Source organism: Streptomyces rapamycinicus NRRL 5491 (assembly GCF_024298965.1).
In the GTDB taxonomy this organism is placed as follows: domain Bacteria; phylum Actinomycetota; class Actinomycetes; order Streptomycetales; family Streptomycetaceae; genus Streptomyces; species Streptomyces rapamycinicus.
The window spans coordinates 4530820-4553912 of record NZ_CP085193.1 but is presented as its reverse complement, the minus strand read 5'-3'; the positions used below and the strand labels follow the sequence as shown (position 1 = coordinate 4553912).

At 69.4% G+C, this 23093-nt stretch carries 25 protein-coding genes; 12 read left to right on the top strand and 13 right to left on the bottom strand.

The window, feature by feature from the left end; genetic code table 11:
- Positions 1 to 53 precede the first annotated feature (53 nt).
- The 4 genes from LIV37_RS18650 to LIV37_RS18635 are packed head-to-tail and all read left to right on the top strand — an operon-like array spanning position 54 to position 4170.
- Complete coding sequence (locus LIV37_RS18650) at positions 54 to 980, top strand: ABC transporter permease (protein WP_020868668.1); 927 nt, start codon at positions 54 to 56, stop codon at positions 978 to 980.
- Positions 973 to 1950: an ABC transporter permease gene (locus tag LIV37_RS18645; protein WP_020868667.1), complete on the top strand. Its 978-nt coding sequence runs from the start codon at positions 973 to 975 to the stop codon at positions 1948 to 1950. Before LIV37_RS18650 ends, LIV37_RS18645 begins: the two co-directional genes overlap by 8 nt.
- 11 nt (positions 1951 to 1961) lie before the next feature.
- Positions 1962 to 3020, top strand: a complete 1059-nt coding sequence (locus tag LIV37_RS18640) for an ABC transporter ATP-binding protein (protein ID WP_020868666.1) — start codon at positions 1962 to 1964, stop codon at positions 3018 to 3020.
- Positions 3013 to 4170: an ABC transporter ATP-binding protein gene (locus tag LIV37_RS18635; RefSeq protein ID WP_020868665.1), complete on the top strand. Its 1158-nt coding sequence runs from the start codon at positions 3013 to 3015 to the stop codon at positions 4168 to 4170. The genes LIV37_RS18640 and LIV37_RS18635 overlap by 8 nt, the downstream gene beginning before the upstream one ends.
- A gap of 80 nt (positions 4171 to 4250) precedes the next feature.
- Here LIV37_RS18635 and LIV37_RS18630 read toward each other — a convergent pair whose 3' ends face one another.
- The 3 genes from LIV37_RS18630 to LIV37_RS18620 form a co-directional block, all read right to left on the bottom strand.
- Positions 4251 to 4526: a hypothetical protein gene (locus tag LIV37_RS18630; protein WP_020868664.1), complete on the bottom strand. Its 276-nt coding sequence runs from the start codon at positions 4524 to 4526 to the stop codon at positions 4251 to 4253.
- Positions 4523 to 4882: a hypothetical protein gene (locus tag LIV37_RS18625; protein ID WP_020868663.1), complete on the bottom strand. Its 360-nt coding sequence runs from the start codon at positions 4880 to 4882 to the stop codon at positions 4523 to 4525. The genes LIV37_RS18630 and LIV37_RS18625 overlap by 4 nt, the downstream gene beginning before the upstream one ends.
- A 62-nt stretch (positions 4883 to 4944) precedes the next feature.
- Positions 4945 to 5382, bottom strand: coding sequence for an ATP-binding protein (locus tag LIV37_RS18620; RefSeq protein WP_020868662.1), 438 nt, complete (start codon positions 5380 to 5382; stop codon positions 4945 to 4947).
- A gap of 156 nt (positions 5383 to 5538) precedes the next feature.
- Here LIV37_RS18620 and LIV37_RS18615 point away from each other — a divergent pair, with 156 nt between their 5' ends.
- The 3 genes from LIV37_RS18615 (at position 5539) to LIV37_RS18605 (ending at position 7404) form a co-directional block, all read left to right on the top strand.
- On the top strand, positions 5539 to 6429 hold the full coding sequence (locus LIV37_RS18615) for a helix-turn-helix domain-containing protein (RefSeq protein WP_020868661.1): 891 nt from the start codon (positions 5539 to 5541) through the stop codon (positions 6427 to 6429).
- A gap of 12 nt (positions 6430 to 6441) precedes the next feature.
- Positions 6442 to 6648 (top strand): DUF397 domain-containing protein, encoded by a 207-nt coding sequence (locus tag LIV37_RS18610; RefSeq protein ID WP_020868660.1) that lies wholly within the window; start codon positions 6442 to 6444, stop codon positions 6646 to 6648.
- 234 nt (positions 6649 to 6882) lie between these two features.
- Positions 6883 to 7404, top strand: a complete 522-nt coding sequence (locus tag LIV37_RS18605; protein ID WP_020868659.1) for a hypothetical protein — start codon at positions 6883 to 6885, stop codon at positions 7402 to 7404.
- 3 nt (positions 7405 to 7407) lie between these two features.
- Here the strand turns inward: LIV37_RS18605 and LIV37_RS18600 are convergent, their stop codons facing one another.
- From LIV37_RS18600 to LIV37_RS18580, 5 genes are read right to left on the bottom strand one after another with little or no spacing between them, the layout of a single operon-like run.
- On the bottom strand, positions 7408 to 8457 hold the full coding sequence (locus tag LIV37_RS18600; RefSeq protein ID WP_243146210.1) for an ABC transporter ATP-binding protein: 1050 nt from the start codon (positions 8455 to 8457) through the stop codon (positions 7408 to 7410).
- Complete coding sequence (locus LIV37_RS18595; RefSeq protein ID WP_243146211.1) at positions 8432 to 9472, bottom strand: ABC transporter ATP-binding protein; 1041 nt, start codon at positions 9470 to 9472, stop codon at positions 8432 to 8434. The genes LIV37_RS18600 and LIV37_RS18595 overlap by 26 nt, the downstream gene beginning before the upstream one ends.
- Positions 9473 to 9474: 2 nt before the next feature.
- Entirely contained in the window at positions 9475 to 10536 is a 1062-nt protein-coding gene (locus LIV37_RS18590; protein ID WP_020868656.1) for an ABC transporter permease, read from the bottom strand.
- Entirely contained in the window at positions 10529 to 11452 is a 924-nt protein-coding gene (locus LIV37_RS18585) for an ABC transporter permease (RefSeq protein ID WP_020868655.1), read from the bottom strand. The genes LIV37_RS18590 and LIV37_RS18585 overlap by 8 nt, the downstream gene beginning before the upstream one ends.
- A 3-nt stretch (positions 11453 to 11455) precedes the next feature.
- Complete coding sequence (locus tag LIV37_RS18580) at positions 11456 to 13102, bottom strand: peptide ABC transporter substrate-binding protein (RefSeq protein WP_121824777.1); 1647 nt, start codon at positions 13100 to 13102, stop codon at positions 11456 to 11458.
- 145 nt (positions 13103 to 13247) lie between these two features.
- Between LIV37_RS18580 and LIV37_RS18575 the strand changes: the two genes are divergently transcribed.
- The gene (locus tag LIV37_RS18575; RefSeq protein ID WP_020868653.1) at positions 13248 to 14372 is read left to right on the top strand and encodes an epoxide hydrolase family protein; all 1125 of its coding nucleotides are present in this window, start codon (positions 13248 to 13250) and stop codon (positions 14370 to 14372) included.
- A 10-nt stretch (positions 14373 to 14382) separates the two neighbouring features.
- On the opposite strand, the gene LIV37_RS18570 is transcribed toward LIV37_RS18575, so the two are convergent.
- Positions 14383 to 14928: a TetR/AcrR family transcriptional regulator gene (locus LIV37_RS18570; RefSeq protein ID WP_020868652.1), complete on the bottom strand. Its 546-nt coding sequence runs from the start codon at positions 14926 to 14928 to the stop codon at positions 14383 to 14385.
- A 123-nt stretch (positions 14929 to 15051) separates the two neighbouring features.
- On the opposite strand from LIV37_RS18570, the gene LIV37_RS18565 reads away from it, so the two are divergent.
- The 4 genes from LIV37_RS18565 to LIV37_RS18550 all read left to right on the top strand — a co-directional run bounded on the left by LIV37_RS18565 (position 15052) and on the right by LIV37_RS18550 (position 17935).
- Entirely contained in the window at positions 15052 to 16065 is a 1014-nt protein-coding gene (locus tag LIV37_RS18565) for an NADP-dependent oxidoreductase (protein ID WP_020868651.1), read from the top strand.
- Between the two features lie 125 nt (positions 16066 to 16190).
- Positions 16191 to 16388: a hypothetical protein gene (locus LIV37_RS18560; protein ID WP_020868650.1), complete on the top strand. Its 198-nt coding sequence runs from the start codon at positions 16191 to 16193 to the stop codon at positions 16386 to 16388.
- Between the two features lie 36 nt (positions 16389 to 16424).
- Positions 16425 to 17105 (top strand): M15 family metallopeptidase, encoded by a 681-nt coding sequence (locus LIV37_RS18555; protein ID WP_020868649.1) that lies wholly within the window; start codon positions 16425 to 16427, stop codon positions 17103 to 17105.
- A gap of 47 nt (positions 17106 to 17152) precedes the next feature.
- The gene (locus tag LIV37_RS18550; protein WP_243146212.1) at positions 17153 to 17935 is read left to right on the top strand and encodes a GNAT family N-acetyltransferase; all 783 of its coding nucleotides are present in this window, start codon (positions 17153 to 17155) and stop codon (positions 17933 to 17935) included.
- 19 nt (positions 17936 to 17954) lie between these two features.
- Here the strand turns inward: LIV37_RS18550 and LIV37_RS18545 are convergent, their stop codons facing one another.
- The 4 genes from LIV37_RS18545 to LIV37_RS18530 all read right to left on the bottom strand — a co-directional run bounded on the left by LIV37_RS18545 (position 17955) and on the right by LIV37_RS18530 (position 23090).
- The gene (locus LIV37_RS18545) at positions 17955 to 19085 is read right to left on the bottom strand and encodes an ABC transporter ATP-binding protein (RefSeq protein ID WP_020868647.1); all 1131 of its coding nucleotides are present in this window, start codon (positions 19083 to 19085) and stop codon (positions 17955 to 17957) included.
- Between the two features lie 26 nt (positions 19086 to 19111).
- Positions 19112 to 20182 (bottom strand): ABC transporter ATP-binding protein, encoded by a 1071-nt coding sequence (locus tag LIV37_RS18540; protein WP_020868646.1) that lies wholly within the window; start codon positions 20180 to 20182, stop codon positions 19112 to 19114.
- A 19-nt stretch (positions 20183 to 20201) separates the two neighbouring features.
- The gene (locus LIV37_RS18535) at positions 20202 to 21179 is read right to left on the bottom strand and encodes an ABC transporter permease (RefSeq protein WP_020868645.1); all 978 of its coding nucleotides are present in this window, start codon (positions 21177 to 21179) and stop codon (positions 20202 to 20204) included.
- Positions 21180 to 21287: 108 nt separating this feature from the next.
- The gene (locus tag LIV37_RS18530) at positions 21288 to 23090 is read right to left on the bottom strand and encodes an ABC transporter substrate-binding protein (protein ID WP_020868644.1); all 1803 of its coding nucleotides are present in this window, start codon (positions 23088 to 23090) and stop codon (positions 21288 to 21290) included.
- Between the last annotated feature and the right edge of the window lie 3 nt (positions 23091 to 23093).

Sequence of the window (23093 nt, the reverse complement as noted above, 5' to 3'; positions counted from 1 at the left end):
CGTGGCGCAGACGAGACGTGGCCTCCGCCGCCCCCCAACGGCATGGAGGCATGATGGGGCGCTATGTCGCCAGGCGACTGCTCCAGATGATCCCGGTCTTCATCGGGACTACTCTGATTATTTTCCTCATGGTCCACGTACTGCCCGGTGACCCCATCCGGGCGATGTGGGGCGACAAGGCCGCGGACCCCGCGCAGGTCGCGTCGCTCCGCCATGAGTTCGGGCTGGACAAGCCCCTGTGGCAGCAGTACATCGACTACATGGTCGACCTCTTCAAGGGCGACTTCGGCAAGACCTTCGGCGGCCGTCAGGTCTCCGAGGAAATGGGGATGGCCTTCCCGGTGACCCTCCGCCTAGCGGCGGTGGCCCTCACCATCGAAATCATCGTCGGCATCGGGCTCGGTGCCTGGGCCGGTCTCAGGGCTGGCCGCGCCGCCGACACCGGGGTCCTGATCTTCACGCTGATCGTCATCTCGATGCCGGTCTTCGTCCTCGGCTACCTCGCCCGGTTCATCTTCGCCGACGAACTCGGCTGGCTGCCACCGAACGTCCAGGACTCGATGAACCTCCAGCAGCTCCTGCTGCCAGGGTTCGTCCTCGCGATGCTCTCCATGGCGTATGTGGCCCGGCTGACGCGGACCACCTTCGCGGAGAACCTGCGCGCCGACTACATGCGCACCGCGCTCGCCAAGGGGCTGCCGCGCCGCCGGATCGTCGGCGTCCACCTGCTGCGCAACTCGCTGATCCCGGTCGTCACCTTCCTCGGCACCGACGTCGGCGCGCTGGTCGGCGGCGCGGTGGTCACCGAGGGCATCTTCAACGTCCAGGGCGTCGGCAACCTGCTCTTCAAGGCGCTCGGGCAGCGTGAGGGCACCACCATCGTCGGGGTCGTGACCATCTTCGTCCTCGTCATTCTGCTGATCAACCTGCTCGTCGACCTGCTGTACGCGGTCCTGGACCCGAGGATCCGGTATGCCTGACATGACCAAATCCCAGTCCGGCGGCGCGGCGGTCGACACGGCGGTCGACGCCGTGGCCCCGCCGACCGAGGTGGACGCCGCCGCCGCCGGCCCCGCCCCCCAGGGCAAGCCGCGCTCGCTCTGGGGCGACGCCTGGTTCGAACTCCGCCATCGCCCGCTGTTCTGGATCTCGGCGGTGCTGCTGGTGCTGCTGCTGGCCATCGCGGCGTTCCCCGGGATGTTCACCAGCGCCGAACCGCGCAACGGCGATCTGACCAACCACTTCCTGACCAAGCCCGAGCTGACCCACTTCTTCCAGGCCGACTGGTTCGGCTACGACGGTCAGGGCCGCTCCATCTACGCCCGGGTCATCTACGGCACCCGTGCATCGATCATGGTCGGCGTCGGTGTGACCGCGGTGGTGACCCTCCTCGGCGGTCTGCTGGGCATGGCCGCCGGGTACTTCGGCGGCTGGATCGACTCGATCATCTCCCGGATCGTCGACATCTTCTTCGGTCTGCCGTTCCTGCTCGGCTCGATGGTCGTGCTGAACGCGTTCACCGAGCGCAAGGTGTACGTCGTGATCGCGGCCCTCGCCTTCCTCGGCTGGACCACCATCGCCCGGGTGATGCGCAGTTCGGTGATCACCGCCAAGCAGGCGGACTACGTCACCGCGGCGCGGGCGCTCGGCGCCGGAACCGGCCGGATCCTCTTCCGGCACGTCCTGCCGAACGCGCTGGCCCCCACCATCGTGGTCGCGACCATCTCCCTCGGCGCCTACATCTCCGCCGAGGCCACGCTGTCCTTCCTCGGCCTCGGCCTCGCCGACCCCACCATCTCCTGGGGCATCGACATCTCCGACGCCAAGGACGCCATCCGGGACAACCCGCATGTGATGCTGTTCCCGGCCGGAATGCTGAGCCTCACGGTCTTCGCATTCATCACGCTCGGCGACGCGGTGCGCGACGCCCTCGACCCCAAGCTGCGCTGAGGAGGGCGTACGTGACCACCATTGAGAAGACCGCGGACGACGCCGTCCGCGAGGGCGCCGGAGACGACGGCACCCCACTGCTCGAAGTCCGCGACCTGCATGTCGAGTTCCACACCCGGGACGGTGTCGCCAAGGCCGTCAACGGCGTCAACTACAGCGTCCGCGCCGGTGAGACGCTCGCCGTCCTCGGCGAATCCGGCTCCGGCAAGTCGGTGACCGCCCAGGCGATCATGGGCATCCTCGACATGCCGCCCGGGAGGATCCCGCAGGGGCAGATCCTGTTCCGGGGCGAGGACATGCTCACCATGGCGGGCGAGGAGCGCCGTAAGATCCGCGGCCGCAAGATCGCCATGATCTTCCAGGACGCGCTCTCGGCGCTGAACCCGGTGCTCTCCGTGGGCTATCAGCTCGGCGAGATGTTCCGGGTCCACCAGGGCCTGTCCAAGAAGGAGGCCAAGGCCAAGGCCATCGAGCTGATGGACCGGGTCCGCATCCCGGCGGCCAAGGAGCGGGTGAGCGACTATCCGCACCAGTTCTCCGGCGGTATGCGCCAGCGCATCATGATCGCCATGGCGATGGCGCTGGAGCCGGACCTGATCATCGCCGACGAGCCGACCACGGCGCTGGACGTGACCGTCCAGGCCCAGGTGATGGACCTGCTCGCGGAGCTCCAGCGCGAGTACCACATGGGTCTGATCCTGATCACCCATGACCTGGGTGTGGTGGCGGACGTCGCCGACAAGATCGCTGTGATGTACGCGGGCCGGATCGTCGAGACCGCCCCCGTGCACGAGCTCTACAAGCGCCCGGCCCACCCCTACACCCGCGGTCTGCTGGACTCCATCCCCCGCCTGGACCGCAAGGGCCAGGAGCTCTACGCGATCAAGGGGCTGCCGCCCAACCTGCTCAAGATCCCCACGGGCTGCGCCTTCAACCCGCGCTGCCCCAAGGCGGAGGACATCTGCCGTACGGACGTCCCCGCCCTGGTGCAGGTCACCGAGCAGGACGGCACGGAACTGCCGGGCCGCGGCAGCGCCTGCCACTTCTGGAAGGAGACCCTCCATGGCTGACCCCGAGAAGAACGAGAAGGCCATGGAACCGGCCGCGGACGCCACCCCCAACGTCACGGAGGTGGAGACGGTCGACGCGGCCACCGAGGACGAGGCGGTCGCCGCGCTCGAGGCCAAGGTCGACCGCGGTGAGCCGATCCTCCAGGTGCGCAATCTGGTCAAGCACTTCCCGCTGACCCAGGGCATCCTCTTCAAGCGGCAGATCGGCGCGGTCAAAGCGGTCGACGGCATCTCCTTCGACCTCTACCAGGGCGAGACCCTCGGCATCGTCGGCGAGTCCGGCTGTGGCAAGTCCACCGTCGCCAAGCTGCTGATGACCCTGGAGACCGCCACCGCGGGCGAGGTCTTCTACAAGGGCCAGGACATCACCCGGCTGTCGGGCCGCGCGCTGCGGGCCGTCCGCCGCAACATCCAGATGGTGTTCCAGGACCCGTACACCTCGCTCAACCCCCGGATGACGGTCGGCGACATCATCGGGGAGCCCTTCGAGATCCACCCCGAGGTGGCCCCGAAGGGCGACCGGCGCCGCAAGGTCCAGGAACTCCTGGACGTGGTGGGCCTCAACCCCGAGTACATCAACCGCTACCCCCACCAGTTCTCCGGCGGCCAGCGCCAGCGCATCGGCATCGCGCGCGGCCTCGCCCTCAACCCGGAGATCATCATCTGCGACGAGCCGGTCTCCGCGCTCGACGTGTCCGTCCAGGCACAGGTCATCAACCTGATGGAGGGCCTCCAGGACGAGTTCAACCTGTCCTACATCTTCATCGCCCACGACCTGTCCATCGTCCGGCACATCTCCGACCGGGTCGGCGTGATGTACCTGGGCAAGATGGCCGAGATCGGCTCCGACACCGAGATCTACGACCACCCGACGCACCCCTACACCCAGGCGCTGCTGTCGGCCGTCCCGGTCCCGGACCCGGAGTCGCGCGAGGGCCGCGAACGCATCATCCTCACCGGCGACGTCCCCTCCCCGGCCAACCCGCCCTCCGGCTGCCGCTTCCGCACCCGCTGCTGGAAGGCCGAGGACAAGTGCGCCAAGGAGATCCCCCTCCTCGCCATCCCCGAGCGCTTCGCCGGCACGGACTCGCCCGCGGCGCACGAGTCGGCGTGCCACTTCGCGGAGGAAAAGGACGTGGTCCACGCCTAGCGCCACCGCGCGGGTGCGTAATGCCATGAGGGCCCGCCCGGACCGTGATCAGCACGGTCCGGGCGGGCCCTCGCGGTCGTTCACGGCGCGTCCGACTCGGGCCAATGCTGTACCCGGATGATGAGGACGGTGGTGAGGCGACGATGCTCCTGATACCAGACGATCAGTCGACCCTCTGCATGGTCGAGTAATCGGGACACCCCGGACTCATGAATCGGCGGGTCGCCGAGGTACTTGACGGCGGCGGCGTCGGCCAGTCGCTGGGCAAGCCGCTCAACATCGTGTTTGATCTGGGGGTCCAGACCGCCGACCACGTTCTCGGCATCGGGCAGGTACTCCCAGGTCCAATCGCTCACGCTGCGACCTCGCGACGCGCGGCGTCCAAGAGCAGTCCGATCTCGGCTGAGGCCCGCCGGGCATCTTCGATGCTGGGTGCTTCGGCGACGGCCGCCTCCAACTCATGGAGCCGTCGGGCCCGCCCGGGATAGCGCCGCAGAGCCACGAATACTCCCCAGCGCTGGAGGAAGGTGTGCATGGGGACGGTGCTGTCGGTCTGCACCGCCTCCTGCCAGGCGCTGTGGAACTCCTCCTCGAACCGGACAGCCGCGCTGAGGTCCAGAGAGCGCACGGCCACTCGCAGCGCCTGTTCGGTCAGCGGCGGCATGGGGAACAGCGGCTCGTCGTGGGAGTCCTCTATGGGCTGTGTGCTCACGGCGCTGTCTCCTCCGATGTGCCGTAGGTCGTCCCCATAGGGTGATCGCTGGGGGCCGATGCTCATCCAGTTTGCCCCATCGCGGGTGGCGGCGGGTTCAGCGTGAACCAAACGGCCTTGCCGGTCACGCCCGCGTCCTTGTCGGTGTAGTCGTGCACGCCCCACGTGTCGGAGTACGACTCGACGAGCGTGAGCCCGCGCCCGCCCTCGTCCTCGGCGTTCGCCGCCACCGGCTGCGGCAGCCCGCAGCCGGAGTCCCATACGGTGACCCGGAAGTCGGACGGCGACGGCTCCCAGTCCATGCTGACGTACGCGTCGGTGGTGGTGTTCCGGTACGCGTTGGTGACCAGCTCCGACACGAGCAGTTCGGCCGTGTCCACGATGCAGTCGAGCCGGGCCGCCCTGAGGACGTGGCGGATGGTGGCCCGTACGACGCCCACGGCGCGTGGGTCGTGGGGGATGAACAGGCCGTAGGACCAGGGCTCTTCGGGCGTGCGCATGGGGCAGCCTCCGGGTGAGTGCCTACTGTGACTGGCGCCATACTTAAGGTAGCGATATGGCGCGTATATATTCAACCCAGTCGGGAGTGGTGGGGTTACGCAGTGGACGCGCGCACGTGCGCTGCGCAACACTCGCCCGCACTAGAGAGGGGAACTATGGGACTCAGGGGCGATCCCACGTACCGGCAGCGCCGATTTGGCGTCGAGGTGCGCAGGCTGCGGGAGGCGGCGGGGCTGACCGTTGGCGAGGCGGCTGAGGCGGTGGGCATGCGCCAGCCGCACTTCAGCAACGTTGAAGCCGGTCGCACGGGCCTGTCGGCCGACCGCTTCCGGAAGCTAACCCGGGCATTGGGTGGTACGTATACGTATCCCGTCGATGCCCTACTGGCCTTGGGGCAGGAATCGGGGAAGGGATGGTGGAGCGACTACCGCACGACCCTCGGTGCGACTCATCTTGACCTGGCAGAGCTAGAGGCCGGAGCCGTCTCCCTGCGCAACTACGAGCTGCTGTTCATTCCGGGGCTGTTTCAGACCTTCGAGTACGCGACTGCCGTGCATAGCAGTGGCTTCTCGCCGACCGTGAGTGAAGTGCGTGACACAGCCGTGGAGTTCAGGATGCGGCGGCAGAAGGTCCTGTCGGGCGAGCGGCCTCCCCAATTCCACGCCATCATTCATGAGGCGGCGCTGCGTGTTCTCTACGGAGGTCGGGCGGTGATGCGTGATCAACTGCTGCGGCTGATCGAGTTGTCGCGCTTGCCGAACGTCACGATCCAAATCGTCCCCATCGACAACGAGGGAAGCGCGGCCTTCAGTCACCCGTTCATGGTGATCGAACCCGGCGTGGTGGAATTGGGCACGGTGCTCGTCGACCAGGTGGGCAAGGCGCAGTTCCTCGACGAGCGCCAAGCGCTTGCCGAGTACGGAGAATCGTTCGCGAGACTGAGTGAACTGGCACTGCCTCCGGTCGATGCTGAGGCTGTGCCGGAGGCTCGTACGGCGAAGGATTCCCTCGGGCTCATCCAACACATCCTCTATCCGCTTCTCTAAGGAGACAGCTGCATGTCCTCGCTTCCGTGGCGGAAGTCCAGCTTCAGCACGGGCGACGCCCCCAACTGCGTCGAACTCGCCGCCGACTCCGTCGGCACCCCCCACCTCCGGGAGAGCGACGACCCGGGGGTCGTCATATCCACGACCCCCGCCGCGCTGCGCGCGTTCCTGCGGGCCGCGAAGGCGGGGACATTGGACCGCCCTTCCGGGAGTGCTTGATCTGGCGCAACTAATTCGTCAAACGCTTTCGAGGGGGGTGCCCCACCCCCGGCAATCCGGGGCCGGTCCGGCGGTCCGGCGATGGCCTCGGCTCCCGAGCACAGGCGCCGCCACCGACGGGCACACCCGCCAGCCGGCGCCCGGCGACGGCGCCTGGCCCCCCACCCCCCGACCCATGCTCAAATGCGCCGAAGGCGCGAGACGGCGCCGCGCCGGGCCTCGTAGGGTCGTGGCATGACTGTCCCTCACTCACCGGTCTATCAGGCGTATTACACCCGCACGCCCCTTCAGCTCTTCTCGGGCCTCGGCTGGAAGCGGCTGATGGCCTTCCGGGCCGATGAGTCGGGCGTCACCCTGGGCGGCCCCGTGACGCGCTACCGCCGGTTCACGGCCCTCGTGCCGTGGCGGGACATCGAAGCCGTCGTCGTATGGGCCACGAAAAAGACCATGGAGAGGCCGATACGGCGGATAGGTTCGAAGCTGCGGCAGGGCGTGCCGGACGTTCCCGGCCCGGACTCGACGATCAGCCCACAGACCGCCGCGAGTGCCGCGCCGCATATTGAGTACCAGGTCGTCAGGAACAACCGGGTCGTCGTCTTCTGGAAGGTGGACCACACCCGGCTCGCCGCCGCCATGCAGGCGTTCGCGCCCCAAGTTCAGTTGCGTGTCCACCCGGTGCACAAGGTGGTGCCCCAGGGGCCGGGCACGGGGCTGGGGAACAGCTCCGGCGGGAGCATCTTCGACATCTTGCCCTGAACGTCATGCCCTGACCTCCGAGCGTTCCTCCGCGAAGTGGCACGCCGAGGCATGGGCGGCGGCACCCGTGAGCCCCGGCGGGACCGTCAGTGTCGGCACCTCCACCGCGCAGCGGCCCTGGGCCTTCCAACAGCGGGTGCGGAAGCGGCAGCCCGAGGGCGGGTTGGCGGGGGAGGGGACGTCGCCGGTGAGGAGGATGCGGTCGCGGCGGGTTCGGGCGCCGGGGTCGGGGACCGGGACGGCCGACAGGAGGGCCTGGGTGTAGGGGTGGGTCGGGTGGTCGTAGATCTCTCGGCCGGTGCCCGTTTCGGCGAAACGGCCCAGGTACATCACGGCCACCCGGTCGGCGATATGCCGGACCACCGACAGGTCGTGGGCGATGAAGATGTAGGACAGGTCGAATTCGTCCTGCAGCCGCTCCATCAGGTTGACCACCTGCGCCTGTACCGAGACGTCCAGCGCCGAGACCGGTTCGTCCGCGACGATGATCTCCGGTCGTAGCGCCAGACCCCGGGCGATGCCGATGCGCTGGCGCTGGCCGCCGGAGAACTGGTGCGGGTAGCGGTTGATGTGCTCGGGGTTCAACCCCACCACGTCCAGGAGGTCCTGGACCGCCCGCCGCCGGTCGCCCTTGGGCGCCACCTCGGGGTGGATCTCGAAGGGCTCCCCGATGATGTCGCCCACCGTCATCCGGGGGTTGAGCGAGGTGTACGGGTCCTGGAACACCATCTGGATGTTGCGGCGGACGGCCCGCAGCGCGCGGCCCGACAGCCGGGCGATGTCCTCGCCCCGGTAGTGGATCGTCCCGGCGGTCGGCCGTTCCAGGCTGACCAGCAGCTTGGCGACGGTGGACTTGCCGCAGCCGGATTCGCCGACGATGCCGAGGGTCTCGCCGCGCCGCAGGGCGAAGGAGACCGTGTCGACCGCCCGGACCGCGCCGATCCGCCGCTTCACCAGCACCCCCCGGGTCAGCGGATAGTGCTTGGCGAGATCGCGGACCTCGAGGACCGGTTCGGCGGTCCCGGCCTCAGGCATTGACGGCGTCGAGGGCATCGAGTTCGTCCTTCCAGAAGTGGCAGGCGCTGGTCCGCCCGCCGGCGGCGCCCGTTCCGGCGTCCGCCGACACCTCGTACAGCGGCGGCCGTTCGACGCGGCAGACCTCCTGGGCGCGCGGGCAGCGGGGGTGGAAGGGGCAGCCGGGGGGCAGGGCGAGCGGACTGGGCGGCGCGCCCTTGATCGCGTAGAGCCGCTCGCCCCGATGGTCCACGCGCGGCACGGAGTCCAGCAGTCCGCGGGTGTACGGGTGGGCGGGGCGGCGGTAGAGGTCGCGCACCGGCGCGGTCTCCACGATCCGGCCCGCGTACATCACGGCGATGGTGTCGGCCACGTCCGCGACCACGCCCAGGTCATGGGTGATGAGGACGAGCCCCATGGCGTACTCCCGGCGCAGCTCCGCGAGCAGCTCCATGACCTGGGCCTGGACGGTGACGTCCAGGGCCGTGGTCGGCTCGTCGGCGATGATCAGGTCCGGCTCCAGCGCCATCGCCATGGCGATCATGATGCGCTGGCGCATACCGCCGGAGAACTGATGCGGATAGTCCCCGGCCCGCTGCCCCGCCGCCGGGATGCGGACCCGGTCCATCAGCTCGACCGCCCGCCGCCGGGCGTCCTTGCGGGACATCCCGCGGTGCACCTCGTACATCTCGGCGAGCTGGGCGCCCACGGGAATCACCGGATTGAGCGCGGAGAGCGCGTCCTGGAAGATCATCGCCAGCGCGGCGCCCCGGATCCGGCGGCGCTCCTCCGCGCCCATCGTCAGCAGGTCCCGCCCCTGGAACAGCACCTGGCCGCCGGTGATCCGGCCGGGCGGGGAGTCGAGGATGCCCATGATCGCCTGGGCGGTCACCGATTTGCCGGAGCCGGACTCGCCCAGCACGGCCAGCGTCCGGCCGGCGTCGACGGCGTACGAGACACCGCCGACGGCCTCGGCGATCCCGTCCCGGGTGCGGAATTCCACGCGCAGGTCCCGTACGTCGAGCAGGCGGGCCGCCATGGCTAGCGCAGCCATGGCTAGCGCAGCTTCGGGTCGAGGGCGTCGCGCACCGCGTCGCCGAGCATGATGAACGCGAGCACCGTGATGGACAGCGCCCCGGCCGGCCACAGCAGCATGTGCGGGGCGTTGCGGATCTGGGTCGCGGCCGAGGAGATGTCGATCCCCCAGGAGACGGTGGGCGGTTTGAGCCCCACGCCGAGGAACGACAGCGTGGCCTCCAGCGAGATGTAGGTGCCCAGCGCGATGGTCGCGACGACGATCACGGGGGCCACGGCGTTGGGCGCGATATGGCGCAGCAGCGTCCGGCCGCTGCTCGCGCCGAGCACCCGCGCCGCCTGCACGTAGTCGTGCTCCTTGACGGTCACCACCGAGCCGCGCGCGATCCGGGAGATCTGCGGCCAGCCCAGCAGCACGATGAAGCCCACCACCGGCCAGACCGAGCCGCTGGTGACCACCGACAGGAAGACCAGCCCGCCCAGCAGGATCGGGATACCGAAGAAGACATCGGCGATCCGCGAGAGCAGCGCGTCCCACCAGCCGCCGAAGTACCCGGCGAGCCCGCCCAGCACGCTGCCCAGCAGCGCCGCGCCGAGGGTGGCGCAGATGCCGACGGTGATGGAGGCGCGGGCGCCGTAGACCGTGCGGGTGTAGACATCGCGGCCCTGGAGGTCGTAGCCGAAGGGGTGGCCGGGGGCGGGTCCGTCCTGCGCCTTGGCCAGGTCGCCGTGGTACGGGTTTCCGCTCGCGATCAGCTGCGGCCAGATCGCGATCACGACGAGGAAGAGGATGATCAGCGCGGAGGCGACAAAGATCGGACTGCGGCGCAGATCGTGCCAGGCGTCGGTCCACAGCCCCCGTCCGGTGGGCGCGGCCGGTCCGCCGGAGCGGCCGCCGGGCTCCCCGCGCCAGGGGAGCGGGAGGCGTCGCCAGGGGCCGCGCCGTGGCCCGCCCTTCAGAGTTGGCCCGCCCGTCGGGGCCTGGGTGCCGGAGGCGGCGGGGTCCACCGGACGGCCGCCGCCGCTCCCGGGCGGCGCGATCGCCTCGGTCATGTCGTAACGCGTGTCAAAGGGCTCAGGCATACCGGATCCTCGGGTCGAGCACGGCGTAGAGGAGGTCGACGAGCAGATTGGCGAGCAGGAAGACGATCACCAGGATGGTCACGAAGCCGACGACGGTCGGCGAGTTCTGGCGCAGGATGCCCTGGTAGAGCTGGTAGCCCACGCCGTGGATGTTGAAGATCCGCTCGGTGACGATGGCCCCGCCCATGAGTGCGCCGATGTCCGTGCCGATGAACGTCACCACCGGGATCAGCGAGTTGCGCAGCAGATGGCGGGTGACGATCCGGTGGCGCGGCAGCCCCTTGGCCACGGCGGTGCGGACGTAGTCGGCGCGGGCGTTCTCCACGATGGAGGTACGGGTGAGACGGGTGGTGTACGCGAGCGAGACCAGCCCCAGCACCACCCCGGGCAGCAGCAGTTCGTTCAGCGGCGCCTCCGGCGAGACCGACGGCCTGGCCCAGCCCCATGTCACGCCGAACAGATACTGCAGCACCGTGCCGCTGACGAACGTCGGGACGGAGACCACGACGAGGGTGAGCAGCAGCACCGAGGTGTCAAGACCCCGGCCCCGGCGCAGCCCGCTGAGGACGCCCAGGGTGATGCCCAGCGCCATCTCGAAGGCGACCGCGACGAGGGTGAGCCGGAGGGTGACCGGGAACGCGCTCGCCATCAGCTCGGTCACCGGCTGCCCGTTGAAGGCCGTACCGAAGTGGCCGCTGAAGATCTGCCCCATGTAGTGCGCGTACTGCCGCCACAGCGGCTCATCGAGATACAGGTCCTTACGGATCCGGGCGGCGGTGGCGGGGTCGGGGGCCTTGTCGCCGAAGAGCGCGGCCACCGGGTCGCCGAGCGCGTACACCATGAAGAAGATCAGGAAGGTGGAGCCGATGAAGACCGGGATCATCTGCAGCAGCCGCCGCAGCGTATAGCGGCCCATGGCTCAGCCGACCCTGATCCGTGAGTAGACCGGGACGCTGAACTGATTGAGCGCCACCTCGCTGAGCCGCTGCGAATAGCCCGCGCTGCCGTTCTGGTACCACAGCGGGATCGCGGGCATCTGCTCGGCGAGGATCTTCTCCGCGTCCCGGAAACCGGCGATGGCCCGGCCGTCGGCGGAGGCGGCGTTGGCCCGGTTCACCAGCCGGTCGAAACCGGTGTCGCTGAAGTGGCCGTCGTTGGAGGAGGCGCCGGTGTAGTACAGCGGCTGGAGGAAGTTCTGGATCAGCGGATAGTCCATCTGCCAGCCGGCCCGGAACGGCCCGGTCATCTTCTTCCCCGCCATCTTGTTGCGGTAGTCGGCGAAGGTGCCGACCGGTTTGCCGACACAGGCCCGGTCGTTCCGCAGCACGGTGTTGACGCTGTTGCAGACCGCGTCCACCCAGTCCTTGTGGGAGCCGGTGTCGGCGTTGTACGTGATCGTCATCCGGCCGCCGGGCAGCCCGCCGCCCGCCTTGATCAGCTTGCGCGCCCGGACCGGGTCGTAGCGGCAGGCGTCTCCGCACAGCCCCGGCTGATAGCCGCCCTGGCGGCGCAGCACCGGCGAGGTCCAGTCGGTCGCGGGGGTGCGGGTGCCCTGGAAGATCCGCTCGGTGATCTGCGCGCGGTTGATCGCCATCGAGATGCCCCGGCGGACCTTGGCCTTCGCCGGGCCGCTCCAGGTGCGGTCGTACATCGGGAAGGTGAGGGTCTGGATGATCCCGGCGGGCTGGTTGATGTAGCGATTGCCGAGATCGGAGCGGACGAACTTCAGCTGCTGCGCCGGGACATCGTCGACCAGATCGAGATTGCCCGCCTGGAGATCGGTGTAGGCGGTGTTGCTATCGGTGTAGACGCGTAGGTCGACGCCCTTGTTACGGGCCTTGTCCGGGCCGGGATAGCCGTCCCAGGCCCGCAGCTTCATCACCGAGCCCTTGGCGTACGACCGCACCCGGTACGGGCCGTTGCCGATGGGCTTCCTCAGCCAGGCGGCATGGTCCTCGAAGAACGCCCGGGGCAGCGGCACATAGGCGTTGTAGCCGAGGGTCTTGGGCCAGGTGGAGAACTTCTGGGTGAGCCGGACGGTGAAGGTCCGGTCGTTCCTGACCCGCAGCCCGGAGAGGGCCTTGGCGGTGGGGGCGCCGCCGGACGCGGGGTGGACCTTGTCATAGCCCTCGATGTACTCGAAGAAGTAGGCGTTGCGCTGCTTGTGGTCGATCCGGGCGCCGTAGTTCCAGGCGTTCACGAAGGACGCGGCGGTGACCCTCTCCCCGTTGGCGAACCGCCAGCCCTTCTTGAGGGTGATGGTGTAGTTCCGCTGGTCGGGGCTCTCGATCCGGTCCGCAAGCGCGTTCTTGGCCTCGCCGGTCCTCGGGTCGTAGCGCTTGAGCCCCCGGAAGATCATGTCGAGGACCTTGCCGCCCTGGACGTCATTGGTGTTGGCGGGCTCCAGCGGATTGGGGGGATCACCCCAGGAGGAGCGGACGACACCGGCGTCGGAGCCGCCGCCCCCGCCGCCGCAGGCGGTCACGGTGGTCGCGGCCGTCACGATCAGGACGACGGCGCGCACGGAATGCCGGGCACGCAGGGAATACGGGGCTCCGCGACGCATGGCGCCTCCCGACGATCCGGTCCAAGATCGGCCTTAGGCCCATCTGACATCCGCCGGGGCGACGGCGCACGTCGATGACCGCTGTCCGGGGTGGCGGAGGCGTCGCGGACACTCCCCGTCCGCGACCGCGCCTACCGTGCGGCCCATGGAGATCCGTCCCTTCCACATCGCCGTCCCCGAAGCCGACCTCGACGATCTGCGCCGCCGCCTGGACCGCACCCGCTGGCCGGAGCGGCTCCCGGGCGCCGGATGGTCCGACGGGGCGTCGCTCGACCATGTCCGCGAGCTGGCCGCGTACTGGGCCACCGGGTTCGACTGGCGGGCGCAGGAGGCGCGGCTGAACGCGTTTCCGCAGTTCACGACCGAGATCGACGGGGAGCGGGTGCACTTCCTCCAGGTCCGCTCGCCCGAGCCGGATGCCCTGCCGCTGCTGATCACCCACGGCTGGCCCGGTTCGGTCGTGGAGTTCACCGAGGTCATCGGCCCGCTCGCCGATCCGCGCGGACACGGCGGCGACCCGGCCGACGCCTTCCACGTCGTCATCCCGTCCCTCCCCGGCTTCGCCTTCTCCGCCCCGCCGCGCGAGCCCGGCTGGGGCATCCGCCGCATCGCCACCGCGTGGACGGAGCTGATGCGGCGCCTGGGGTACGAGCGCTACGGCACCCAGGGCGGCGACTTCGGCTCGCTGATCTCCCCCGAGGTGGCCCGGGTGGCGCCGTCCCGGGTCGTCGGGGTCCACGTCAACGCCCTGGTGACCGCGGGGTCGGCCGACGCGACCGATATGGAGGACTTGACCCCGGCCGAGCGCTCCCGGCTGGCCGGGCTCGAACGCTGGCGCCGCGAGCTGTCCGGCTACGCCGCCATCCAGGGCACCCGCCCCCAGACCCTCTCCTACGGCCTCGCCGACTCGCCCGTCGGCCAACTGGCCTGGAACGTGGACTGGTTCGCCGCCCACGGCGACAAACCGGAAGCCCTCGACCGCGACGCGGTCCTGACGAACGTCTCCCTGTACTGGTTCACCAACACGGCGGGCCCCTCCGCCCGCCTCTACAAGGAGGCCGCCTCGGCCTGGGGCGCGTCCCCCGAGCGGTCCGGGGTCCCCACCGGCGTCGCGGTCTTCCGGGGCGACACCGCGATCCGCCGCCTCGCCGAGCCATGGCACGCGATCACCCACTGGTCGGAGTTCGGGACGGGCGGCCACTTCGCGGCGATGGAGGTCCCGGAACTGCTGGTGGGTGACGTACGGATGTTCTTCCGCGACCTGCGCTGACCGGCGCCGATCATCTCGTCAGGATCGCGCTCGCGACAACCTCGAAGAGGCGATCGGCGCGCGATGCGAGCGAGGGCTGGTCGCCGAGCCATGCGAGCGCCGCGATCAGCGCGAACAGATCGGTGCCATCGATGTCCGTCCGCGCCATGCCCGCGGCCTGGGCACGGGCGAGGAGCCGGGTGCCGGCCGCGCGCAGGGTGACGCACGAAGCGTGGAGCGCGGATTCGGTGTCCTCGATGGCGGCTGCCATCAGCACGGTCACGCCCCGGTACTCGGTTGTCCACGCGACGCAGTCGCGCAGCCACGACACCAGCGCGTCCTCGGGCGAGCTCGACGTTTCGAGCTCGTCCGCCTTTGCCGTCAGCTCGTCGAAGCTCGTGTGGAGCAGGGCCTCGAGCAGCGCCTCGCGGGTCGGGAAGTGGCGGAGCAGCGTCGCGAGCCCCACGTCGGCCTTGCGCGCGATGTCGCGCAGCGACGCGTCGACGCCCTGCTCGGCGATGACGGTGCCCGCGACGGCGAGCAGGTGGTCACGGTTCTTCCTGGCGTCGGCCCGCATCTGTCCCTCTCGACTGTCCGGCTTGACTATCCGGATCGGTGGTCCATATATTCGGATCAGTGGTACGGATATCTGGACCACTGATCCGATCAGCGTATCCCCTGGCAGGGGCAGGAGAAAATGATGCCGACACACACGATGAGGGCGATCCGGCTGCACGAGTTCGGCGGCCCCGAGGTGCTGCGTTATGAGGAGGCGCCGGTTCCGGAACCGGGACCGGGCGAGGTGCTCATCCGCGTGCACGCGGTCGGCCTCAACCCTCCCGACTGGTACGCCCGCGAGGGGATGCCCAACGTACCTCCCGAGCTCAAGCCCCCGTTCCATCTCCCCCTGATTCCGGGGACCGACGTCTCGGGCGTCGTCGCGGCCGTCGCCGCCGACGTCACCGGCTTCGCGGCCGGAGACGAGGTGATCGGCCTGCTGCGCTTCCCCACCGCTCTCCAGGGCGGCGCGTACGCCGAGTACGTCACCGCGCCCGCGTCCGACCTCGCCCGCAAGCCGGCCGCCATCGACCATGTACACGCCGCCGGGCTGCCCATGTCGGGGCTGACGGCGTGGCAGTTCTTGATCGAGCTCGGGCACGACCATCCCTCGCCGTTCCAGGAGGCCCGGCACCGCCCGATGGCACTCGACGGTGAGACCACGGTGCTCATCAACGGCGCCGCCGGTGGTGTGGGGCACCTCGCTCTCCAGCTGGCCAAGTGGAAGGGGGCCCGCGTCATCGCCGTGGCCTCCGGCGCCCACGAGGCGTTCCTGCGCGGGCTCGGCGCCGACGAGTTCATCGACTACACCAAGGAGCGGCCCGAGGAGGCCGCCCGTGACGTCGATCTCGTCCTGGACACCGTCGGGGGCCCCGACAGCAGGCGCTTCCTGCGCACCCTCAAGCGCGGCGGGTCCCTCTACCCGGTGTACTTCGGCGAGTTCGACGACGAGGAGAACGCGAAGCTGGGCGTCACGGTCACGGCCACCCAGGTCCGCTCGAGCGGCGCGCAACTCGCCGAACTGGGCCTCCTGCTCGACGCGGGCACGGTTCGGGTCGCGGTGGACAGCGCGTTCCCGCTCGCGGACGCCCGGGCGGCGCACGAACGCGCCGCCCGAGGGCATATCCAAGGCAAGATCGTGCTCACGGTCGGCTAGGAACGAGCCGTACGGACGCGCGGCGGAGGCGAAGGCGGAGGCGCATGGCTCCTCGGGAGGGGTCCCGGGTGGTCCCGAGGAAGATGGGCCGCCCGTAGCCGAGGTGAACGTAAGGAAGTTCCGCCATGACTCCCGTACAAGTCGACTGGCTGTCCATCGTGCTCGGCCCCCTCGCCCTCATCGCGCTGGCGTTCGCCTTCTCCGCGCAGCGCTCGGCGGTCAAGCGGGGCGAGTCCATGCCTGGCTGGGGCAAGGCCGCGCAGGGCGTGGGGATCGCCTTTGTGCTGTTCGTGGCCCTGTCCAACATGATGTGGGGTACGTGAGGGAGACGGCCCACCGGCGCGTGTGAGGAGAGCCCCATGAACAGCTCGCCCTTCCCGGCGGAATCAGCAGATCAGCGGATCGTCCTGATCGGTGACCCACGGGTCAGGGCGGTGCCGGTGCGCGAATGCGGTGAAGCGCTGGTCGACTGCCGGGGGCGGATGCGGGTGGACACCCGGCGGGCCGATCCGGCGGGGCACTTCGCGCACCTGAGGACCGGAGTCGCCGAACGGCTTCAGCGGGCCGAGAGGCTGCTGCCGGACGACTGGCGGTGGTTGCTGGTCGAGGGCTACCGGCCGCCGGAGCTCCAGCGGGAGATCTTCGACGGCTATGCGGCCACGCTGCGGAAGCTCGATCCGAGCGCCGACGAGGAGCAGATCCGGACAGCGGCCAGCCGCTGGTGCGCCCCGGCGGAGACGGCCGGACACGTCGCCGGGGCGGCGGTCGACCTCACCGTGTGCACGCGGGACGGTACGGAGGTCGACATGGGCAGCCCGGAGGCCGCGACCCCGGAGGAGAGCGGCGGGGCCTGCTACACCCACGCCCCCGGCCTGTCCGAACGGGCCCGCGAGAACCGGGCGTTGATGATCGGGGCGCTGTCCTCGGTCGGCATGGTCAACTACCCCACCGAGTGGTGGCACTGGTCGTATGGCGACCGCTACTGGGCCTGGTCCACGGCCGCCCCCATGGCCGTCTACGGCCCGGTACAGGGGGTCTGACGGGCCGCGAGCCAGACGAAGAGTGCCATTCGCCTATGATCGCGAACGTGTCGCAGAACGACCTTCAGCGCATCATCGACTTCCGGATCTCCTTCGCCCGTCGACAGGCCGGTGAAGTACGGGAGGTGCCGGGCGGTTTCCTGGTGCTGCACCGGGAGTACGCACGCTCCCATGAGCACAATCAGCTCCACATCACCGGGCCCGCCGACCCCGAGGGGCTGCCCGCGCTCGCCGACGAGGTCATGGCCTTCCTGCCGCACCGCCGGATCACGGTCCATGACGAGACCCTGGGCCCGCTCTGTGTGCCCGCGCTCGAACGGGCCGGGTACACCCATGTCACCGAGGTGCTGATGGTCCACACCGGGCCGGTGCCGGAGGCCGGGGCGGCCGATGTGGTGGAGCGGGAGCTGGGGCCGTATCCGCACGGGCTGCTGCGGCGGGCGGTGACGGCGCAGCAGTGGCGGTGGATGCCGGACGCGGACGAGAAGACCGTGCACGACCTCGTGGAGCGGCGCACCGCCCGGCGGGCCGGGGCCGAGGAGGTGCTCTTCCTCGCCGCCCACGACGACAGCGGCGAGATCGCCTCCTGGGCCGATCTGTATCTGGAGCCCGCCGCCGGGATCGCCCAGATCGAGGAGGTGGCGACCGCCGAGCCGTATCTGCGCCGCGGCTACGCCGGCGCCGTCCTGGCCGACGCGCTGCGCCGCGCGGCCGCCGCGGGGTGCGCGCTGCGGTTCCTCGTCGCCGACCAGGACGACTGGCCGCTGCGCTGGTACGGCCGCCGCGGGTTCACCGCCGTCGGGCGGGCGCATTCCTTCTCGCGGTTCTGAGGCCCTGGACCCCGGTCCGTTACGGCTCCTTGCGCGGCGGGGCCTCCGACTCCGCCGCGATCAGCGCCGGGTCCAGCACCACGTCCTCCTCGCGGGCCTCGAGCGTCGGGTCCTCGGGGAAGTGGCAGGCGGACAGGTGGCCCTCGCGGTTGCCGTCCAGGCGGATGAGCGCGGGCTCCTCCCGCGCGCATTTGTCCTGGGCCTTCCAGCAGCGGGTGCGGAAGCGGCAGCCGGAGGGCGGGTTGATGGGGGAGGGGACGTCCCCGGCGAGCCGGATGCGCTCGCGGCGGCTGGTCCCAGCCGCGTCCGGGCCGTCCCCGGCCTCCTCGGCCATCACCACCGCCGCGTCCGGCACCGCGGACAGCAGCGCGTGGGTGTACGGGTGGCGGGGGCGGCGGTAGATGGACTCGCGGTCGCCCACCTCGACCACCTTGCCCAGGTACATCACGGCGACGCGCTGCGAGAAGTGGCGTACGACGGCGAGGTCATGGGCGATGAACAGGAAGGCGATGCCCAGTTCCCGCTGGAGCTTCTGGAGCAGATTGACGACCTGCGCCTGGATGGAGACGTCCAGCGCCGAGACCGGTTCGTCGGCCACGATCAGCTTGGGCTCCAGGGCGAGCGCGCGGGCCACCCCGATGCGCTGGCGCTGGCCGCCGGAGAACTCGTGCGGGAAGCGGTTGTAGTGCTCGGGGTTGAGGCCCACGATCTCCAGCAGTTCGCGCACCCTGGCCTCGCGGCCGCCCGGCGGATCGATGCCGTTGATCTCCATGGGGCCGGAGATGATGGTGCCGACGGTCTGCCGGGGGTTCAGCGAGGAGTACGGATCCTGGAAGATCATCTGGATCTCGGAGCGGATCGGGGCGAGCTCCTTGCGGCCCGCGTGGGTGATGTCCCGGCCCCGGTAGGTGATGGTGCCGCTGGTGGGTTCCAGCAGCCGGGTCAGCAGCCGGCCCGTGGTGGACTTGCCGCAGCCGGACTCGCCGACCAGCCCGAAGCTCTCCCCGGCGTGCACGGTCAGATCGACCCCGTCCACCGCCTGTACGGCCCCGACCTTCCGCTTCAGCGGAAAGCCGCCCATGATCGGGAAGTGTTTGGTCAGCTTCTCGGTGACCAGGAGGGGTTCGGGTGTGCCCGACTCGATGCTCATGCGTCAGCGCTCCTAAGCCCTGGTCCCTAGCCCAGCCGGGGCTTGATCTGCTCGGTGAAGAGGGTCTGTTTCCGCTCGGCGCCCAGATGGCAGGCGGCGCCGCGGCCGTCCGGCAGCGACGGCCGCTCGGTGGCGCAGCGATCGCCCTCCACCTGGTCGGTGTAGTGGCACCGCGGGTGGAACGGGCAGCCCGGCGGGGGGCTGAGCAGGCTCGGCGGGGAGCCGGGTATGGGGCTCAGCGGTTCGTCCACGGCGGAGGTCAGCCGCGGCATGGAGCCCAGCAGCCCCCAGGTGTACGGGTGCTGGGGCGCCCGCAGCACCTCGCGGACCGTACCGCGCTCCACGGCCCGGCCCGCGTACATCACCAGCAGGTCGTCGGCGGTGTTGGCCACCACGCCCAGGTCGTGGGTGATGAGGATGATCGCGGAGCCGAACTCCTGCTGGAGGTCCTTCAGCAGATCCAGGATCTGGGCCTGGACGGTGACGTCGAGCGCGGTGGTCGGCTCGTCGGCGATCAGCAGATCGGGGTCGCAGACCAGCGACATCGCGATCATCGCGCGCTGCCGCATCCCGCCGGAGAACTGGTGCGGATAGTCGTCCACCCGCAGCCGCGGGTTGGGGATGCCGACCTTCTCCAGCATCTGGATCGCCCGGGAGCGGGCCTCGCTCTTGGATGCGCCGGTGTGCTTGCGGTACGGCTCGGCTATCTGGCGGCCCACCGTGTAGTACGGCGACAGGGCGGTCAGCGGATCCTGGAAGATCATCGCCATGGTGTTGCCGCGCAGCCGCTCCAGGGTGCGCTCGGGCGCCCCGGTCAGCTCCTGCCCGTCCAGCAGGATCTCGCCGCTGACGGCGGTGGTGCGCGGATCGTGCAGGCCCAGCACGGTGAGGTTGGTGACGGACTTCCCGGAGCCGGACTCGCCCACGATGCCGAGCGTCCGGCCGCGTTCGAGGTCGAAGGAGAGGCCGTCCACGGCTTTGACGATCCCGTCCTCGGTGGAGAACCGGACGTACAGGTCGCGTACGGACAGGAAGGCGCCGTCGCCGGGAGCCGGTGGCGGCGTCGTGCCGTCGTCGGGCTTGGTGAGTGTGGTCATCTCGGCAGCTCCGGGTCTGTCAGGCGAGGCGCACGCGCGGGTCGATGAAGGCGTAGGCGGCGTCGACCAGGATGTTGAACACCACGATGGCCGCGGAGCTGACCAGCATCACGCCCATCAGCATCGGCAGATCGGTGAGCTGGACGGACTCCACCGCCAGCCGTCCGATGCCGTGCAGGGTGAAGGTGTACTCGGTGACCATGGCCCCGCCGAGGAGCGATCCGAGGTCGATGCCGAAGATGGTGATGATGGGGGCGATGGCGCCCCGCCAGGCGTAGCGGAAGAAGACCGTACGGCTGGAGAGCCCCTTGGCCCTCGCCGTGCGGACATGGTCCTCCTGCAACTGCTCGACCATCTGGGAGCGGGTCATCCGGCTGTAGTTGGCCATGAAGATCAGCGAGAGCACCACCCAGGGCAGCAGCATCCCGCTGAACCACTTCGCCGGATTCTCGGTGAAGGGGTAGTAGGCGGGCTGGTCCATGATTCCCAGCCCGCTGACGAACCAGGCCAGGGCGAGCACCCCGACGAAGTAGATCTGCATCGAGGCGCCGAGCAGCGACAGCGAGCTGAAGAACTTGTCGATCCAGGTGCCGCGCCGCCAGGCCGCGATCATGCCGATGCCGATCCCGCAGACCAGGAAGACGGCGGCGCCGCCGAGGGCGAGCGAGAGGGTGGTCGGGAAGCGGTCGACGATGGTGCTCCAGACCGGCTCCTGGCTGACGAAGGAGTAGCCGAAGCAGGGCGCGTCGCAGTGCCCCACGGCGAAGTCCCGCCCCGCGAAGATCCCCACCATGAACTTCCAGTACTGGACCGGCACCGGCTGGTCCAGGCCCAGATTCTTGTTGATCATGGCGAGCGAGGTGGGATCGCAGTTCTTGCCGCAGGCGAGCCGGGCCGGTTCGGCGGGCAGGGCGAAGAAGAGGAAGAACGTGATCGCGCTGATCAGGATCAGGATCACGATCGCGCCGAGGGACCGGCGGGCGAGGAATCTCAACATGACGTCGGTGATCTTCCGCTAGGGGCGGGTCCCGGCCGCGTCCGCCGGAGCGGACGCGGCCGGTTTCTGCGCTGCCTGGGTGCGGCCGCGGCTACTTGAAGAAGGCGGCTACTTGATGAAGACGGCCGTCGGGTCCACGGCGCCGTAGACCGTGTTGAACTTCACTCCGCCCAGCCCCGAGCCCCAGAGGGTGAACAGCCGGTTGTAGAAGGTCGGGACGGCGGGGATGTCATCGGTGAGGATCTTCTCGCTGAGCTTGATCCACTCCGAGGTGGCCCGGCTCAGATCGCTGACCTTGGTCACCTTGCCGATCTCGTCGTTGACCGAGGGGACGTTGAGGTGCGAGTAGTTCGCGGAGTCGTCGTAGACGTTCTCGCCGCCGTACACCGGCGGCACCACGGTCGAGGCGGACGGCCAGTCGGCACCCCACGAGGACCGGTACAGGTCGAACTTGTTCTTGACCTTTCCGATCTGGGTGTAATAGGTCGACTGGTCGATCTCCTTCTTCTGCACCTTGAACCCGGCCCGCTCCAGGGCCTGCTCGACGACCACCGAGGCGTCCTGGTGGGTGTCGCCGTTGCCGTAGGCGTAGACGAGCTCGTAGTTCTCCTTGCCCGCCTCCTTCAGCAGCTCCTTGGCCTTCTTGGCGTTGCCGCCGGGGTACTTCTTCTTCTGGAACGGGTCGAACTTGGGGTCGTATCCCTTGAGCGTGGGCCCGACCAGCCCGCCGCCGATCTCACCGGCCTTCGGACCGCCGAACTGCTGGAGGTACTGACCGCTGGGGAAGGCCCAGGCGATCGCCTCGCGAACCTTCTTGTCCTTGACCCGATTGGTGTTGATCGACACGACATCCACATAGGGCTGCGTTTCGGTCAGCGACCGGGACATCGCCTCCTTGTCCTTGAGGACCGTGGAGATCTGCGACGGGTCGACCGCGTTGGTGAACGTCATCGCGTTCCGGTCGGCGCCCTTGTTCGCCTGGAGCCGACGGGTGGAGTCCACCCACTGGTGGCCGAAGGAGACGTCGAACTTGTCGACGTACTGATGGCGTATCGAGTCGGTCTTGGGGTCCCACTGGTCGTTCTTGACGAACTGGATGCCCTTGCCCGGCTTGAAGTTCTGGATCTTGTACGGACCGGAGGCCAGCGGGGCCTTGTCGTACTTCTCCTTGGTGTCCTTGCCCGGCGGCACCGCACCGATGTTGGGCATGGCGACCGCGAACGGCACCTCGGCGCGCGGCTGGTCGAAGTGGAAGACGACGGTCTTGTCGTCCGGGGTGTCCAGCACCGACTTGGGCAGGTGCTTGCCCTTGTAGGGGCCGTCCGGAAGCGCCTTGCGGTACTTCTGGCCGTCCCCGGAGAGCCACTGCTGGAGATAGGTCGGACCGGCGGCCTCGAACGGTGCGTAGAGCCGCTCCACGGCGTGCCGGACGTCCTTGGAGGTGATGGGCGAGCCGTCCTCGTACTTCAGCCCGTCCTTGAGGGTGTACGTCCAGGTGCGGCCGCCGTCGGAGGACTTGCCGGTGTCGGTGGCGAGGTCGCCGACCAGCTTGGCCTTGCCCGTCTTGTCGTCGAACTGGTAGTTCGTCAGCGTCCGGTTGTAGAGCGTCTGCATGATCAGCTCGTCGCTGACATAGATCTGCCCCGGGTCCAGATGCTCGAAGGCGTCCCGCTGCAGCACCGAGACGGTGCCGCCCTTCTTGGCGCCCGGCAGGTCCTTGGCCGGTCCGGTGGAGTCGGCGGCGGTGCCGAGGGTGATGTCCTGGGACTCCATCTTGGGCTCGTTCGAATCCTTGGGGTCCGAGCCACCGCCACCGCTGCTGCACCCCGCGAGCGCCAGGGCCCCCGCGGCCAGGGCGACGGCGTAGGTACGGGCTCTGCGGCTTCTCTTCGGCTGTTCTTCGATGTTCACGTT